Origin of the sequence: Moorena bouillonii PNG, from assembly GCF_001942495.1 — a bacterium.
Taxonomy (GTDB): Bacteria; Cyanobacteriota; Cyanobacteriia; order Cyanobacteriales; family Coleofasciculaceae; genus Moorena; species Moorena bouillonii.
In genome coordinates this window covers 4,510,700-4,527,878 of record NZ_MKZS01000001.1, presented here as the reverse complement: position 1 = coordinate 4,527,878, position 17,179 = coordinate 4,510,700, and the positions used below count along the sequence as shown (strand labels likewise).

The following is a 17,179-nucleotide window of genomic DNA, read 5'->3' as shown; positions in this document are numbered from 1 at the left end:
TTAGAATTGGGAATCGGGAATCGGGAATCGGGAATCGGGAATCGGAACCCACCCCTAACCCCTCCCAGGAGGGGAAGAGCGGGAAATGGGGAGAATTATCCCTGAATTGTGTATTTTGATACATAGTTTTAGAAAATTATACGTAATCAAAGTACATACTTGCCCCTTTGTAAAAAACCTACCCTTGTAAGAAGTGTGGGGCGGGGGCGCGGGAATTTTATTAGAATTTTTGCCTAATTTCATAAAATAGAAACTACTAGGTAAGTTTGCACCATGAAAGTCACAACTAAACTAGCACAATTAAGAGCTAATTCCGGAAATATCAGTTACGAAGAAATTTCTGAATCTACGGGAATCGATCGGCAACAATTAAGGGAACTAGAAAATGGAGAAGCGAATGCGATCGCTTTTACTACCCTCGCTCAACTCTGTGCTTTCTTTCACTGTAGTCCCAACGATTTATTGATAGTAGACTGGGAGGGGGAAGAAATAGCCCCACCTACTGCTGAAGAAATAGAGAAAGCTTCACAGATAATCAAACAGGCATTTGCCCGTGCTGAGGCGATGCCACCCCGTTCTCCGGAGGAAATTTGGGATAGTTTTGAAGGGACTATCGAGCGAATTTCGCACCAACTTTAAAACTCATAATTTGCACGATAAACTGAGGTAAGCAGGATGAAGTTTGATGCTTAAAGTCGTTATCGACACTTCTGTATTTATTGCTGCTATGCTTAGTCCAAGAAGCAACAGCAGTCCTCGCCAAATTTTTAGGTTGTGGCGTGAGGGTTGTTTTAGTTTGGTAGTAGCTCCTCAGTTGCTTCACGAATTAGTCACAAGGCTGATTAGGCGGGGAGTGTCGAGTGCGGATATCGAAGATTTATTGGTGGATATCAGGGCGATCGCACTTCACATACCGGGTGCTTATGAAGCAACTCGGCTCGATGAAATTGACCCGGATGATAATAAGTTTTTAGCTGCTGCCTATGAAGCCAAAGCGGATTATTTAGTTTCCGTCGATAACCATTTGCTATCATTAAAATACTATCACGGCACCCAGATATTGACACCAGCTTTGTTTATAAGGATTTTGTTGGGAATGAGGTAATTTTTATGTGTGGGAGTATATCCTTCAATAGTAAGCATTCAGCTAAGGCACTACCTGCTGAATGCTGAGTGCTAATAGCTGATTTCTAAGTATCTATAGACTTATCGGGGTAATCACCAATAGTTATGCAGAAAATTTTCAATACCAGTAAGCGGTCAGTGGTCAGTAGTCAGCTTACTTTATTCAAAAGTACTGTGGCACAGGCTGGAAGGCTGTGACCTAACCCATAAGCTAATAACTAATAGCTGATAGCTGAATGCTTAAAAATATTTTTATTGATTTTGAGATTATATCAATAAATTAGCTATTATAGCGGTTATTGCATTTATGAGGTACACTTTTCAACCTCAAAGTCCCCCTTTTTAAGGGGGATTTAGGGGGATCCCTTTGTACCTCATGGGAAATAGAATTGCTATAGTTTAGCATAGAAAGTACGAAAGAAGCAAATTTTTCTCCTTTTTTAAGTTTCTAAAGCATTAGAATGACTGTATTTTACTGATGATTGATGCACAGATAGATAAGTTTGGGAGAAAGCAGATAAAAAGCTAACCATCTTAAGACTCTCTATTTCAACTGAATATCGACTTTCTCGAAACTCGTAGAGCCAATATTTTTCAATATGTATTTTGATGGGTCTGTATGCCAACAGATTTCTCCTGGCTTGAAATATTTTGGTTGTGACTTCCCTTGTGGTGTTTCTACCTCTACTATGCCTGGGGAAATTGCAACAGTAAGGAATGGGAAGTTGTGATTCAATAGTTCTGTTGATTCACCTGGTTGGAGCTTTAATTGATAAACACGCATTTCATCGTTGTCAAGGATTATCTTATGTCCAGGCAAATTCTCGGTTGCCAGATCCTCTTGCGATAATTCTAATGATGATAGGATTTCAACATCTTTAAATCGTAATATTTCATTGTCTAGATTTGTAATTTTGTGTGTGTATGGTTGTTCTGAGGCATAAGCAAATAAAGCGTCTCCAACTTCAGGGTTGACGAACTTTTTTGGAGGATCACCACCCACTGTTTCTATTTTGTGGAGTCCCCCATTAATAACAATGGCAACATTATCTTTTGCGTGAGTGTGAGGTAATGTCCTATAGCCTGGAGGAAAAATAACATCAAAAACTCGCAGATACTGGTTATCGTACTCAAAGTGATGATAGGGTTCTTCCTCAATTGGCACCACTTCTTGGTCTGTCTCGATTGTTTGACAGGCGATCGCCTGTCCCCCGTGTAAAAATACAAAGCAAAAGGTAAGTATAAACACAATAAAGAGCGAAATAATTATTTTGTTATCTAATAATTTTATCATGATTACAATTGCAATAAAAAATGTTTTTTTTGCGAATGGTAATAGTTAAATTTATTGACTTAACTATTCCCCCAAATAGCAGTTATAAACTGCCTATAAATTTTGTAATTTCCTTTTTGGTTGCTTTGATAGCTTCCTCGGCGATTTCATAAGCACTGGGATAGGAATTAGGGTTATCTTGTCCTGGTATCCAAAACTTGCGTCGAGACAGACGTAGGGAGTCAACAAAAGCAGGAATGGCATTGAAAATTTCTACAGCAATTGGTCCCTTATATACTTTTAAAACTGGTGTGAGAAATTCCTGCCAGGGTAGCCAACTGGTATGAAGTGCGCCACGATCAGGAGGTGAAACTTGAATATAATGTAGCCGTTGTTGTTGCGCTAAATAAGCAACTTGTTGTGAGAATTTTTCTGGGCCATCTCCATCTAATATTTCGTGGGCGCTGTCAATTACAACTCCCACTTGTTTACTTTCAACACCTTTAAGAAATTCTATTAATTGAGATAATTTATTGGGACCAGGAGTTTCCCAATGAGTAATAGGTTCTATGGCTAATTTAACGTTTTTTTCTTGAGCATATTTGCCTAATTCGTTGAGAATAGGTTTTGCATTGTCATAGCGTCCTTTTAAATGTTCTTGCAGTTGATCGCTCCAGATACCAGGGAAAACACCATAGGGAATAACAATTGGCCCCATCATAATTTCACCCCCTAAAGCTGCTGTAATATCAACCCTTGATTTCAGATATGTCAGTGCTTTTTCCTGTTTTTGCGAATCAGAAGAACTAGGATCGAAAGTTTCGGTTGCTCCTACATTGGTGGATATCTTAACATCAGACAACTCTTTAGCGTCTATGTATTCCCTTAACTCCTTATATTTTTGGATATCTTGGCTGAAATCTTCTTCAGAAGTAGGAGCAATGGGAAACTCAAACCCACTATAACCAATGTCTTTTAGTTTTTTAAGATGATCTACCAAAAGTTTCTTATGATCTACATCAGTGCTTTCCATGTTTATGGGAAACACAAACATATCAGTAGTAAACATAAAGAAACTGATGTAAATATCAGGTAAAGATGGGGAGTTGCTCATTTTATTTTCTGGGAATAGCTAGGTTTTAATGATGGGGAGTGGATTTTTATTGGTGTTAAACCCAGGAATCCACAAACCTGTCAACCCATCTCTTGGTGCGCGTTCCCTAGGTGATTGCGAATCACCGGGCTCGCACCGCTTGATGGGGTTAATTTAGCTACCTACCCCAAAGCTTTAATCTGCTTTACCAGGGTTGAATAGAACTATAAGCCGGTCTGTTCACAGAGATACTCTCGCGCCATATTCGCATAATCCAAAGGAGTTTTTGGTGGGTTGTATCCCATGGTTGTGTTGGGGTCTTGTTCCGCTTCAACTATCAACCATCCTTCATAGTTAGCATCAGCAAGTGTTTTCAAGATAGGATTAAAATTAATCACCCCTTCAGCATCACCAGGAACAGTAAACACTCCTGCTCGAATTGAGTTTAGGAAGCTTCGCCCTTCGTCAACAGATTCCGCTAATTTATCTTTCCGAATGTTTTTGAGGTGAACGTGCTTTATGCGATCCTTATAGGTATTAGTGAGCTCCTCAATTTGTGCTTGTATCTTTTGCGGAGTTAGGTCTGAATCATGACCGTAAGTTGCATAGTAAACATGACCAGTGTCGAGGAGTAACTTTAATTGAGAGTCTGCAGTGTTGTCCATTAAGTTTTTGATGTGATCAATCGTTGCTACTCCTGTTCCAACGTGGGGATGGTACACTAATGTATATTTCGCTTTTTCTGCTTTATCTGCTAGTTGCTTTAATCCATCATATAAAGCCTGATTTTGATCTGGGGTAAATACAGGTTCCTCCTTTATGGGATCCTTCTCTAGGTCTAGATGAACAGCATTACCGAGTTCGGCAACAACAATAACGTTACTGTCAAAACCATCCATGAATGCTATCTGCTTGTCCAACTCTGCTATACTTTCTTCTTGCTTACCTTCGGTAAAGTAAGTTCCTACCCAAGGTTCAGAAATAGTTAAACCACGGAGCTCTAGTTCCTTTTTCAAGTCTTCTTTCTCAGGAAATTTAGGCGCATTTTGAGTACCATAAAATCCTGATTCCGCTATTTCATTGAGAATTTGTTGGTAGGGTATGGGAGGATTTAGATCGATGCATTGATCATCACTATTACTCCAACCTGTAGGGGTAATGCCTAGAGGAAGGTCATTAAAACCTTCGATAATCGGTGTTTCTACACAGCTAAATGGATCAAATTGACTAACCTCAACAGAAGCTTCACCACAAGTCAAGTCAACATTATATTTACATAAATTCGTTACTCCGTCTAGATAGGTTGTTCCATCAGGCATAGTAGCCTCGAATAGAAAAGCGTCACATAGCTTGGTTCCTTTAAGGGTAGCATCTGCCAAATTAGCATTTTGCATATTGGCTTTGGAAAAATCTGCAGCCGATAAATTAGCTTCCACTAGAATTGCTTTCTTGAAGATGGCATTTTCTCCTTGAGCCTCAGATAAATTCGCGTTATTTAACTCAGATCTTTCGAGATTTGCGTTGGTTAGAGTAGCGTTCGATAAGTTTGCTCCGTTTAGATCAACATTATAAAAAGTTGCGTTCGACAGGTTAGCATTAGATAAATCTGCTCCCGAAAAGTCATCCCCGAAGAAAAACTCCTCTGATAGATTACACCCACTACAATTTCCTGTTTCTAGGAATTTCTCGAGATCTGCCTGAACAAAAGCACTGGCAGGTAAACTAAATATCGTTAAGCTAACGATAATTGTCAGAGCAAGAATAGAGAATTTACGCAACCAAGGTTTAAGGTTCATATTTCTGTGTTCGAGCATTTCAAATTAAAGTCTGTTCGAAAAAGTTGTGCTATGTCAGCTTCAAAGCCTGAGAATTCAGGCTTGTGACAGCTTTGAGTGAATTGAGTCACTTTACTTGTTGTGGCGTGGCAACAGCTCGCCTTTCGATTCGGGGTGGTTCGCTCCAAGTCCCATAACCTGGTGCTTTAGCAGCAGGGGGATTAATCCCAATCGCTGGCCACAAAAGCCCTTCAGTATAGGCATAGGGACTAGGAATAAAGGTGCTATCATTGAGCGTCGCACCAAACCTCTCCCGCCATACAGCAGGAAGTTCCTCCCAAGTAGCCATGTACCATAGCTTGATGATGTTACGGGCGATTGGTCCTAGTTTTGGAGAAGCCAAAATCTTATCCACATTTTTATACTTCTGAAAATCTTGTAGCAATTCTCCAAACATCTCACCACCAATGACACCCCAGATAGTGTCAAAGTAAAGGGTAGCTTGACCAGTTCCTTGCAAATCAAACTGATCAAAACCAGTGACCTCCACAGAAAAATCAAGGAAATGCTTCATCAACTCAGATCTGTCCATATCCACTCGTTATTTACCTCTACAAATTTTTTAGCTTTGCGTTGCTCCCATTCAATTGGGTCGAACCAATTTGAATTCTGACTTCTACTGTTCGTCCGACCGATAAATCGGAGCACCATGACAGCCATCTTCGTTTCCTGGAATGGGGTTGCGAATCAGACTATTAGCTAAATCCCTGAGTCGGAACATATTCCCCACCGCAGGAACTAACTTCTCAGGATGACCGTTTAAAGAAAATTGAATCTGTGCCAGAAACAGACTGTAAGCTTTCTGAAATTCGTCGGCGTGAGTATATAACTCTGAATCTTGAGGATAATCGCTGAGTTTAGCATTCTCTTTGACGGGATAAACAGCATCCCAATCTACGGTAAAGCTATCACCGGTAGGATGATCTGGTTGATCCGAATTTTTTGGATTCTTTTCATCAATAACATAGTATCGACCTAACTTTAGCTGTTGGAAGCGATAGTAATGACAAAGTTTTTTTTCATCATCATAGATCGTTCCACGTCTAGACCCCTCACCCTGGAATTGAATCACCTTCAAGGCTTTTATGGCACTGATAATATCTGTTACCTTAACGATCTCTCCTGAACCGTTATAGTAATATTCACGGCTAATTTGCTTGTCACCAGTGTGACTGACTAGAGCATTATCTTGTTTATACAGATACATCAAACCATCAATAATCTCTTGATAGAAATCCCCGATACTGTAGAACAACTCTTCTCGCTCTTCTTCCTCTTGACCTTCAGCTTGTAGAGTCTTGCTACCAAAAATTGGCAGTAAATATGGAATTTCCCCTAAAATAAATTCTTTCGGCTGGGATATACTCTCGGTTGGTTGCTCTACACTCTCCTCCTTAGAACGTTCGATATTGAGGAAAGTCTCTACTGTTTTTGGGGAAAACTTGCCGACATTCACGATAAAATCACCTATTCCACCCGGTAACTTAGTCGGATATGTGGGAATAAAATCTAGGTTTGTCAAAACTCCTGTCATGTCTCCCCCCACCGCATTAAACACATTAGCCGCCAGGGTTAGATGTAACATTTCCTCCACTACAACAGCGCGAATCATGTGGAAAGCTTCTAGATTTGATCCGGGCTTAAGGGAATAAAGGGCAGTGAGATAAGGAGGAATTGTTGAGTGTTCTACCTGCATGGCGTACTTTAGGTATTCATGCAGCTTTTCAACCGTCTTGATGTACTTTGGTTCGTTAGCCATAAATCATACCTCTGCTGTATTTTCAAAAGTTGTGTAAGTTAAAAAAACTCTAAGCTAAACAAGTGAGAAAACTAAGGCTAGGGGCAAAAAAATATTCCCCACCTTTCATGGATACCCAGAGTTTAAAACCATAATCTTCAGTCTCGGCTTCGCCCCATTGTTTTGGCCATTTTTGGTTTATTTTGGGTTTACTAATTAAGGGATCGGAACCGACACCCACTTGAACAAAGCGGTCAGGATTTGACCATCTAGCTTGTATAAAATTAAACTGGTTTTCAATATTAGCTTGAAAACAAAGGAAAAGCAATCCTGAGCCTGTTTCTGGAGTTTGGTTTGGGTCATTTTCTCCATAACTCATGGCTCGACGAGCAATACGATGGTTTTTCTCCATCGCTAAAGCTTCATCAAAACCTGGGGAAGACTCCACTCTGCCGGTATCTCCTCGAGGATTAGTTTTCCGAATATGAGCATGAAACGGACATTTTGTAGCAGGAAAATCATCCTGATAATTGAAGTTGTTGGTCAGTGTAGAGGTAGGAACCTTAGACTTGGTCACTGGAGTTCCGTCAGGAAAACGACCCACTACTAAAGCCCCAGCAAGGTCATTGTTAATACCTAAAGTGTTGGCAAGTTGCTTTTTATCTTCACGAAAGCCTTTAACATTTTGTTCGAGTTTGCGATAGACTAAATAGCTGCCATAACTATCTGTTTTTTTTCCATTAGGATCTTTGACAACAATAATATCTAAGGGAGCTCTAGGATCCCATAAACTAAAATTACAATCCTTTGTTTGAGCGTTTACGATGTCTCGTTTGAGAAATAAGGGTTGACTTACCCCATCCACAAAGCCAAAATGTTCAATGACTTGTCTCTTATTATTTCTGAGGATAAAGCCATCTTGTTGATGAATAATAACTGCGACCTCACATAGTTGTGCTTTGATTTCCTCGACAGTTTTTGACAAAGTATCTGGATTATCATCAGCGATTAATATTAAGGCATGAATCTCTTCTCGAAAGTATTGTTCCCACTCTGTAACCTCAGGATCGCCCAATGATTCTCTAATTTGAGCGTTCTTCATACCCATTCTAAAGGGCTGATCTTTTGGAATCTGGAAGGGTTCAAATCCTAAAGCTTGATAGCCTTTACGAGTGAACAAACAATTAGCAAAGACACTCCCACATATGTTTTGCTCTCTGTATTTTAGCGCTTCATCTGCTTGCTGTCTAGCTGATGTTACATAGGTTTGGGCAAAACTTTTTATCCATTGTTTGGCTGGTTCAACTTGTTCGGGTATCCATTTCAAAAACAGATGCACGCTGTAATCCCGTCCATGTCCTTTCAAAATATTTCCCTGTAAGTCTTCAAGGAATTCTTGATATTTGCCAGGATTCTCTGGATCGATTCCAGTTTCGGGAATTTCTTGTAAATCTTTTTCTGTCAGTGCCATAAATTTGTAACTTTTTCACTACAGTTTGCTACTGATGAGGGATAGAATAATCGGTAAATTGATGGGTAATTACCTGGAAATAAATTCTATTTTTGTTTTGAGTTATCTATTAATAACTTCGGTTTTTTTATCACTAATTGCAGATATACTTAGAAAGTTATTTGGAAGTTTTTTTGCATAACTCCTTATCATTTTTCGTTTCGAGCTTGACAATTTTTGCGTGTGAAGGTTTACCGATGTCATTCAGATAAAACATCATGTAGTATCCAGGTGGGTATAGATGGGCGTTGGTAGGTGCTTGAAATTTAATTGTAAGTTTGGTTGAATCCCCAAATTTTGATACTTCGTTGATAGGTAAATCAACTAACCGTTGTCCATAATCAAAAGAATGGGTAACTGAACCGAGTTTATTGAGAACGAGAGAACCGTTGTTTGTGCCATTTTTGACTATGATTTGACCTGGTTCTCCATAGTTGATAGTTTCAAGTTCCGTCTCAATTTCAGGACGCTGTCCTGGCTTATATAAATAGGGTGGACTAAAAACCTCGCCTTGCCAAATTTCTGCCGGAACAAATGGTTCTTGATCTCCTTCTACAAAATAATGTTGCGGATCCTGGTAATAAGTTTCGAGGTTAAATTCCTCGGCTTGGCCTGAGGAATTATTTAACTCAGCAAAGCGGTAATAATTATCGGGATCGGGGAGAATATCTACATGAACCGTTCCGTCTTCTTCCCTTGCAGCTTGCTTGGTATTTCCTCCGACGACTAACACCCGAGCATCGGGTAATAAAATTGCTCCATTATGATATAGTCTGGGCAGTTTAGCCGGGTTTAATAACTTAGTTTCATATCCTGTTTGTACATCTTCATTAGGAGTCATTAACAAAGGTTCGTAAACGGGCTTATATTCCGGATATTCACCCCCATTAATCACTAAAATTTCTTTGCTGGGTAAAATGACTGCTTGTAAGTTTGCTCTGGGTTTATCAAGAAAGTTGTCAACAATTTCCCATTTGCCGTTCTTGCCCACACCTTTTTGTGGGGAAATCCAATGTTGTAAACTGGTGGCTACTCTGGCTCCTGGAAACCCTCCCGTATCGCCACCTCGTCCAAAGTCAATACTATTGGTGCCAATAATACCACCCAATAATAACACTTCTTCGGAGTTAGGAATTTGTAATGCAGTTCCGTAAGCTTTGCTGGTTTCTTGTCTATCTGGTCCCACTTCAAAACTAATGCATTTTTGTGCATCAGTGCATTTTTCTGCACTTAGTTCTTTTTCAATGGTCATTAAATAGCTTTTTTTGCTAAACAGAGGTAGTAATACCCCAGCAATACCGCCATCGTCTCCGGTGATCAACAGTCGCCCATCAGCTAAGGAAAAAACACGGGGATAGAGGTCGATAGTATCGTAAGCATCCTCTTCCAAGAGGGTGTTAAAAGGACTGTTTCTAATATCTCTGAGGTCGAAATAGAGAAGTTCGTTGGTTTTGGGATCGTAAATTTCTAAACTGGGATTAATTTGGTTTGGTTGCTCAAATTTTAGACCAGAAAAAATCGCAACTTTACCATCATGTAAGGGAATTAAACTAGGATACCAACGCCCATCTTTCATCTCTCCTAGTACTTCCCATGTGTTTTCTTCCCACTTATAAAGGTTCAACCATTTTGTTCCTGTAAAAGCACCTCCAGGATAATAGCGTCCTGTACCTCCTACAAATAAGACATTACCATCGTCTAGCTGCACGTGACCAGCACAAAATAGATCATTAGTTGTGTTAGCTTGAAGTTCTTTACTATCTGGCTGGGTATGGGTAAGGGGTGAGCCGATACGCTCAAATGTCCCTGTTTTAGGATCCAATAGTCCAGTATTGTTCACTACATCGTATTTTGTTAGATCTACACCCTCAATAAATTTATATTCTTCATTATTGTCCTTAACTAGGGTGCTGCGAAAACTACTACCATTAACCATTAAAACTTTGCCATTGGGCAGAAGGATGGTATGGACAGACTGGATCCGCTCCCTTAGAGGTGGCATGGGAATATCTTCCCAGGCTCCCATATTTTCTGCACTGGCAATTGCAGCATCAGCAATTGCTGGTTCTCCCTCTAAAAACACTAGACTGAAGGCGAGAACAAAGATCAGAAAAATTGAGATAACTCGTCGTTGAGTTAATAACTTGGCTATCATATTTGATGAACTCTCATGACTTAGTACTTACGAGTGTCGATAATTTGGGTTCTTTACCTACTTAGTACAATGCGCTTTGTTGTTGGTAATCTTCCCTGGAGAAGTACCCGGAAGTGTTTACCAGACAAACGCTGGGCTAGTCAAATCTCAGTAGATTTCTCCCAAAAAGAATCTGAAGCCCTTATGCTGTCTTGGTGAAAACTTAATTTCGGGAGATGTCTACTGAAGCTCATTTTTCACAAGCCCGCACTTTCAGTGCTGAGTTAATGACTTACTTCAAGTCATTAAGCATCTCTCTGGAAGCCAACAAAGCCAGCGCAGCAATACTCAATGTTGTATTAGAACTGCCAATGGAAGGCATACTTCCCGCACCGAGTAGGTAGAGATTTTGATGATCCCAAGAACGCTGATTTTTATCGACAACAGAGTTGTTTTTAGTCGTTCCCATTACGTGAGTTCCGGAAAAGTGGTTTCCTCCTCGGAACCAGTAGCCTTCACCCTCATACTCAAAATAGGCCGGATCTGACTTATCATAGTGGCTATATTCTGTTGCTCCCAAACTCTCGAAGATTTCACTAGAAAGCTTTCGGGCGTAGGCCATGGTCTTTTTGCAGTAATCGGGTACGTCAAAGTGAATAACGGGGCGATAATTTCCCAGTTGATCCTTATACTGCGGATCGATGCTAACTCGGTTATTAGGATCGGCAGGTAATTCGCACATAAAAGCTAGCAGTAGCTGCGGTGAAATCTTCGCAATCAGTTCATCGCGAAGTTCCTGTCCATACTTGCGTTGCTTATCAATCGCCTCTCTTACCACATCTGTGGCACCAGTACCTGACCATCCCCAACCATCATTGTGAATGTCAATCGCAAATGCAGCTTGTTGCTTACGAAAATTACCGTAACGAAATGTGTTGATTCCGGATGTCACCAGAGGACCGCGCATGGTACCAGTGTTTTCAGGCATCAAAGCCCAAGCCAAAAGGAAGGGGTGATCCATTAGATGGCAGCCCATCAGCCCACTAGTGCTGGGCAAATTAGAAGCAAGCATTAGCTTGGCATTTTCCACCGCACCTGCTGCTAAGACAAATAAACTACCCTTAGCAGTACCAACAGTGTGTTGGGGAGAGCTCTTATCTTGATAGTGCTTATAGTGAATAGCGACAATATCGCCTGTTTCGGGATCGATTTCCACCTCAGAGGCTACAGCCTGGGAAAGTAGATGTACGGGTTCTGCGGCAGAGTTGATCGTATTTAAGGTTCTTCTGGCATCATACTTCGCTTGAACCGGACAGATGGGTACGCAGTTGGCGTTTCCTTGACACCGTTCCCCATACTCAACTGGGTTGACACTGGCCATTCCTTCGGGAACGAAATCGATATTCCTACCGTTGCCTTGATGTGGAAACAATTTATAGTCAAGGTTTGGTTCGCTATTGCGACCCTGGGGAAAAGTGCTGAGTTTTAATTCTTTGTCTTCGCTATCGTCACCTTCTCCGATGGAAACGCTTTTATTAACTTTATTGGGAGATTTTTCGATTGTAAGCCCCGCATCAACTTGCTTATCCAAGTAAGAAGGGGGAAGCTTTTTCATAGGGAAAACGTAGCCCTCTGCAAAGGGTACACCCAGCTCTTTTTGTTCTTCTACGTCTCCAGCAACCCCAATCTCATACTCAGCATCGCGGTAGTAGGGCTGAAGATCTTGATAGGAAAGGGGCCAGTCAAGACCGTGTCCATATGTACTGCGGAACTTGAAATCCTCAGGTAACATCCGGATGGTTTTTCCTTCCCAGTGCATGGTTGTTCCACCCAAGACCCGGGTATAGGAACCGCTAATGGGCAAGGGGCCTTTCTCTTCAAAATAGCGATGGATACCATCAGTGGGGCTAAGGGCATTGGGATTTACAGGATACGGGGCGTTGGCATTCTTAGCCACAGCGCTGTAGAAGGTTTCAACGTAACTTTGAAAGCCTTTAAGGGTCAAATCCTTACCAGTTCCAGCTTCAAGAATTAAAACCCTCTTTTTCTGTTGGCTCAATTGTTTGGCGACAATGGCTCCAGCGACTCCCGCTCCGACGATTACAGCATCGTAAACTGTATTACAGACAATCTCGGGAGTGACAAATTTAATGCTCGTTTGACTTTGGCTCATATTTTGACTCCTGTCCACTCTTTGGTGTTCTGTTCCAGTTGCATGTTGTATTTGGTCGCCGAAAAACCATGGGCAACATCAACGCCATTAATATCTAAACTGCGCTGAATAATCCAGCCTTGCTTAATAATGGAATGATTTTAATAGTTTTTAGGTGCGCTTGACCCATTAAGAATTAAATTCGCCACGGGTCGCACCTGTGGAATGGGCATCTTGCTGTGGAATGGGCATCTTGTTGTGGAACGGGCATCTTGCCGTGGAACGGGCATCTTGCGTGGAATGGGCATCTTGCCCGTTCCTTAGATTTTCGGGCAGGCAGGATGCCCACCCCACTCATATTCATTCCTTGATTCAGCAATGCCGTATTCGCATCCTATTTTGAAATGCCTACTGGATCTGACAATTCATAGGATAAGTATTTTCGCTGATGAATTTTGAAATTTTGTCTGAGTAAGGCTTCTAGACTGTAGATGCATTTTCCCTGTTAAAAATTGCTTTACTATTGGTTTACTTGGAAACGAAAATTTGCACACTCCGCCCACTATAATCCTGAATATTATTTCAAGGGTGATTATCTCTATAGGGTCTTATTTGGAGTTACCCATACCTAGAATCGAGTTTTGGGATAACCCAAGAACTTAGGGAGTGTTAAGCACCGTTTTTAACCTGGCCACCTCAAAATTTAAATTTTGAAGTAAGGGCACCGTGAATAAAGCCAAGACAGCTATTTTTACGATAGGGGCAGAGTTAAATTTGCCACCCATTTATCTCTTTTTATTCTCCGTATATCAATGTAATTCATTTACTGGAAAAAATCAAGTCCTATGAAGCCTGAAGGGATGAGGAAACAGGCTGAAATGTTTTTTATCAATAATAACTAGCATTTGTGCTGTAAAAATTTAGGTCTCTGAGGGGTGTTCACGAAGCTATAAGCCAGACTTAATCAAAATCATAGCTTGTTTATCCCTGTAAAACCTAAGTCGCTTATTAAAATTTTTTTTTATTAAAAATTTTGCTAAATTAGACCAAAACTCCATTGCCCCTATCCATAAAAGTCCATATAGCAGAAGTCAGAAGTCAGAAGTCAGAAGTCAGAAGTCAGAAGTCAAACTCTTGCGCTTACTTAGGTTTGAGACTTTTGTCATGTCCTAACTGCCCTGGCGACTGCTATATAAAGTTATCCAAAAATTACTGTGTCCTTCCCTCCCTTGAGTTCTTGGCAGCGCCCAATATCTGAGGGGGTGATCAGGAAGCTATAAACCAGACTGAATCAGGATCATGGCTTGTTTATCCGTCTTAAAAAAAAGCCACTTATTGAATAGTTATTTTATTAAGTGAGTAGCTAAATTAGACCAAAACTCCATTTACCCTATCCAGAAAAGTCAGGGTAAGCTGATGTAAATTTTAGTTAAAATGTACTTGACAAAAATTTAAAACTATCATCATAGCCAGAAAAATCAAGTTAAACGGTAGCATTTGTATTAGAGTTGTTAACATACTCCCTTAGGGAAAGGTAAGAGGCAAGGGTAAGCTGATCTAAATTTTACTTAAAATGTACTTGACAAAAATCCCAAACTATACTTATAGCTATAAAAATAAAGTAAAACTATAGTATTTATATTTGATTTGTGAACAAACTCGCCCTTGGAAAAGGCAAGAGGCAAGAGGCAAGAGGTAATACTTAATCAAGTATCTAGGGATTTTTGGTAATGTCAAAAACTGTAATGCTTGTTTACATTTCATTTATAAAAACTATAGTGGATTGCAGAAATAGGGATTGTTGCCTCAGTGGAGAAGTCAGGGAAGACATGGAGGATACATTGTGCGATTGGCCGTAGGCCACGCTACTTGAGGTGCATCTACTGAATTTGAGATCAACTTAAACGCTGGCAAAGCCACAAAGCAAACAGAGGTAAAGCCAGTCGGTAGCCTTGCTCGGAGCCATAAATCAAACCTTTGTGCTGCAACCCAGCGATCGCTCCTTGGAGAGAACCCCCTCTCGATAGGTAATGCTTCTGAATATAATCTCGACTTTGTGGCTTGTCCGTAGGGTCTAGGGCCAGGGATTCTAACAGATGGGCTTGATTAGCTGGAAGCAGCATCAGTAATGACTCGAAGACCATGGATAAGTCCCCTAGCAGTTCTTGGATGGCCTGCTGAACATGGCCATCACGAATTAGCCCATCAGACACTCGTACCGACTTGAGGCGTCGCACCAGTGCCGAAGCATCACCGAAGTGTCCTTGCACCGCATTGACAAAGATTTCCAGTGCTTGCGATCGCGGATCGAAAGTCAGCCGTTGCGTATGCAAAACTTCAGTTACCCAAGCGGCAACCACATCATCAGCTAAGGGAGCCAGCTGCACAATTTCCAAATTATTCCCTGGTTCATGGGGATAAATGCTGGTTTCTGCGATTGTTGCCACTAGCACATAACTTACCTGAGTCTGACCTTCGATCTGTTTCCTCAAAAATTCTTCCCACACCCCATGACGATCCCAAGAGCGAATGTGGGGGAAACTTTCCAAAATCAACACTACCCGTTCCCCCTCAGATTCAGCTAACCTTTGCAGCAGATCGAGTAATGCTTCAAATGCTTTCCGTTGCAGCTCTTTGCTCTGAATCCGAACCGGTTTAAGTCCCTCTGTGCCACTGCCTTCATCCTTCAGGACAAATAATTCCGCTGCCTGACCTTCAATCCAATCTGCCATTAGAGCTTGAACTGTTGCCATTGGAAAGGTCTGGTTTATGCTCTCCCACAGCAGTTGCACGAAGCGCTGACCATCCGTAACCCGGATGCAGTCAACCTCCAGGATTTTAACTCCAACTTCCCGTGCCGCCCGCCTTACCAAAGTCCGCCGTCCGCTTCCGGGCACTCCCACAATCAACACGTTGCCATCACGGGCTAAAACATGAGTGATGCGCTGGAATTGTGCTTGCCGCCCAACCAATTCAAATGGTACTGATAAATCCAAAAGATTCACGGCTAATGCATCCCGATCCCAAGTGTAGACATCCTTCGGCGGCACACCTTCACTAGTTGCCAAGCCCCCAACTGTATCGCTGGCATCCTCAGGGCTGAGGTTAACCATTGATTTGCCATGAGTGGATTCTGTCATCAATTCTTCGCGGCTGGATACCCCATCCTTCTCTTTTGGTGGGGAGGAAAGCCGCGCCTCCAATTAGTGGTTTACAATTAAGCCGGTCGAACGTTTTAAAAGTCGGACTTTTCGGGCGGTAAATTGTCCGATTCTTTTCCAATTGATATCGCTGACGGAAACTTGTCTTGCTGTCTCACCGCTTACCCAACCTCGGTAGGCTTTCCCGGCTTTGACCGCTTCAACGTAGTCTCCTTTGCGAAAACCATGACTAGTGGTTGTTCCTCCGTATTTGCGACGTTTTGCACCTTTAGAAAACTGCAATAGGTGTAACTGACGGCGACTTATGGGGGCACGTCTAATTACGGAAAACACAGCGTTAGTTACTTCACAGTTTTTGGGGACACTCAATTTTCCATTGCGGTGATAATAATTTTTGCGTCGGTAAAAATGAGTAGCAGCTAACGCAATCCCATCTACTGCATGAGTATTAACTGTTTGCCGACTTTTGTCTATTTTGTCTTTGATCAGCCCTAGCGCTTCTCTCTTCAAGGCTGTCTCCCAGCCTTGTTTCTGAGTCACTGGGGCTATTTTTTCTAACTGAGATATTGCCCAGTATTGTCCTACCATCACAGGAGAAAAACCTTTGTTGCCATTAGCCTTGACTATTTCGCAAACAATGGCACTTACTGGGTACAAAAGACTAAGTTCTCTTACTACCCGATTTTCTAGTTGACGGTTTGCCCGAATCGAAGGGGGAACCTTTTTGTTCCTCCTGTTCGAGAATCGCTTTTGTCTATGAGACCTTTGAGAATAAGGAATCTTGCGATTTATTCGACGACTTCTGCGAGTTCTTCGCATCATTCGCCTAGTATCCATGCCTACGCGGACTTTTTTGTACGGCAACACTAAATGCCCTGTCCAAAGAGTGGCTTTATTTGACTGAACAGCGATACCAGAAAAAGATTTTCCGGGGTCAATACCAATAGCGATATCCTGAGTCTGATAACTAGATGGTTGATTAACTAACTGAACAGCAAAAACATTTAGATCATTTGGGTAAACGATAGCAAGACCTTGATTAAGCCAACGACGAGCGCGAGAAGCTTTTGTAGGCATCAATGGTTTGCCATCAGGCGAAATAACTGGAACTCGTAACATGGTGATAAACCTCACGAGAAAAGTATTTGAGTTAATAAC

Annotated in this window: 13 protein-coding genes; 2 read left to right on the top strand and 11 right to left on the bottom strand. The window is 41.5% G+C overall.

Features of this window, described 5'->3' with window-relative positions; translation table 11 throughout:
* The first annotated feature begins 273 nt into the window (after positions 1–273).
* Together BJP37_RS18350 and BJP37_RS18345 are read left to right on the top strand one after the other, a co-directional pair.
* Entirely contained in the window at positions 274–639 is a 366-nt protein-coding gene (locus BJP37_RS18350) for a helix-turn-helix domain-containing protein (protein WP_075900878.1), read from the top strand.
* 46 nt (positions 640–685) lie between these two features.
* A complete protein-coding gene (locus BJP37_RS18345; RefSeq protein WP_075900876.1) occupies positions 686–1,105 on the top strand; it encodes a putative toxin-antitoxin system toxin component, PIN family in 420 nt (139 codons plus the stop codon).
* Between the two features lie 564 nt (positions 1,106–1,669).
* Here the strand turns inward: BJP37_RS18345 and BJP37_RS18340 are convergent.
* From BJP37_RS18340 to BJP37_RS18290, 11 genes are all read right to left on the bottom strand, one after another.
* Positions 1,670–2,419 (bottom strand): cupin domain-containing protein, encoded by a 750-nt coding sequence (locus BJP37_RS18340; RefSeq protein ID WP_075900874.1) that lies wholly within the window; start codon positions 2,417–2,419, stop codon positions 1,670–1,672.
* A gap of 82 nt (positions 2,420–2,501) precedes the next feature.
* On the bottom strand, positions 2,502–3,512 hold the full coding sequence (locus BJP37_RS18335) for a sugar phosphate isomerase/epimerase family protein (protein WP_075900872.1): 1,011 nt from the start codon (positions 3,510–3,512) through the stop codon (positions 2,502–2,504).
* A gap of 203 nt (positions 3,513–3,715) precedes the next feature.
* Positions 3,716–5,305, bottom strand: coding sequence for a TIM barrel protein (locus tag BJP37_RS34595; protein ID WP_081431244.1), 1,590 nt, complete (start codon positions 5,303–5,305; stop codon positions 3,716–3,718).
* A gap of 88 nt (positions 5,306–5,393) precedes the next feature.
* A complete protein-coding gene (locus BJP37_RS18320; RefSeq protein WP_198954099.1) occupies positions 5,394–5,864 on the bottom strand; it encodes a hypothetical protein in 471 nt (156 codons plus the stop codon).
* A gap of 78 nt (positions 5,865–5,942) precedes the next feature.
* On the bottom strand, positions 5,943–7,085 hold the full coding sequence (locus BJP37_RS18315; RefSeq protein ID WP_075900870.1) for a ferritin-like domain-containing protein: 1,143 nt from the start codon (positions 7,083–7,085) through the stop codon (positions 5,943–5,945).
* A 49-nt stretch (positions 7,086–7,134) separates the two neighbouring features.
* On the bottom strand, positions 7,135–8,535 hold the full coding sequence (locus BJP37_RS18310) for a Dyp-type peroxidase (RefSeq protein ID WP_075900868.1): 1,401 nt from the start codon (positions 8,533–8,535) through the stop codon (positions 7,135–7,137).
* Positions 8,536–8,692: 157 nt separating this feature from the next.
* Positions 8,693–10,729, bottom strand: coding sequence for a galactose oxidase early set domain-containing protein (locus BJP37_RS18305; RefSeq protein ID WP_075900866.1), 2,037 nt, complete (start codon positions 10,727–10,729; stop codon positions 8,693–8,695).
* Between the two features lie 271 nt (positions 10,730–11,000).
* Positions 11,001–12,881 carry a GMC family oxidoreductase gene (locus BJP37_RS18300; RefSeq protein WP_075900864.1) on the bottom strand — a complete coding sequence of 627 codons (1,881 nt, stop codon included), beginning with the start codon at positions 12,879–12,881 and terminating at the stop codon, positions 11,001–11,003.
* Positions 12,882–13,021: 140 nt separating this feature from the next.
* Complete coding sequence (locus tag BJP37_RS39500; RefSeq protein ID WP_158069650.1) at positions 13,022–13,168, bottom strand: hypothetical protein; 147 nt, start codon at positions 13,166–13,168, stop codon at positions 13,022–13,024.
* 1,587 nt (positions 13,169–14,755) lie between these two features.
* A complete protein-coding gene (locus BJP37_RS18295) occupies positions 14,756–16,000 on the bottom strand; it encodes an ATP-binding protein (protein ID WP_081431243.1) in 1,245 nt (414 codons plus the stop codon).
* Positions 16,001–16,063: 63 nt separating this feature from the next.
* Positions 16,064–17,140: an RRXRR domain-containing protein gene (locus BJP37_RS18290; protein WP_075900862.1), complete on the bottom strand. Its 1,077-nt coding sequence runs from the start codon at positions 17,138–17,140 to the stop codon at positions 16,064–16,066.
* Between the last annotated feature and the right edge of the window lie 39 nt (positions 17,141–17,179).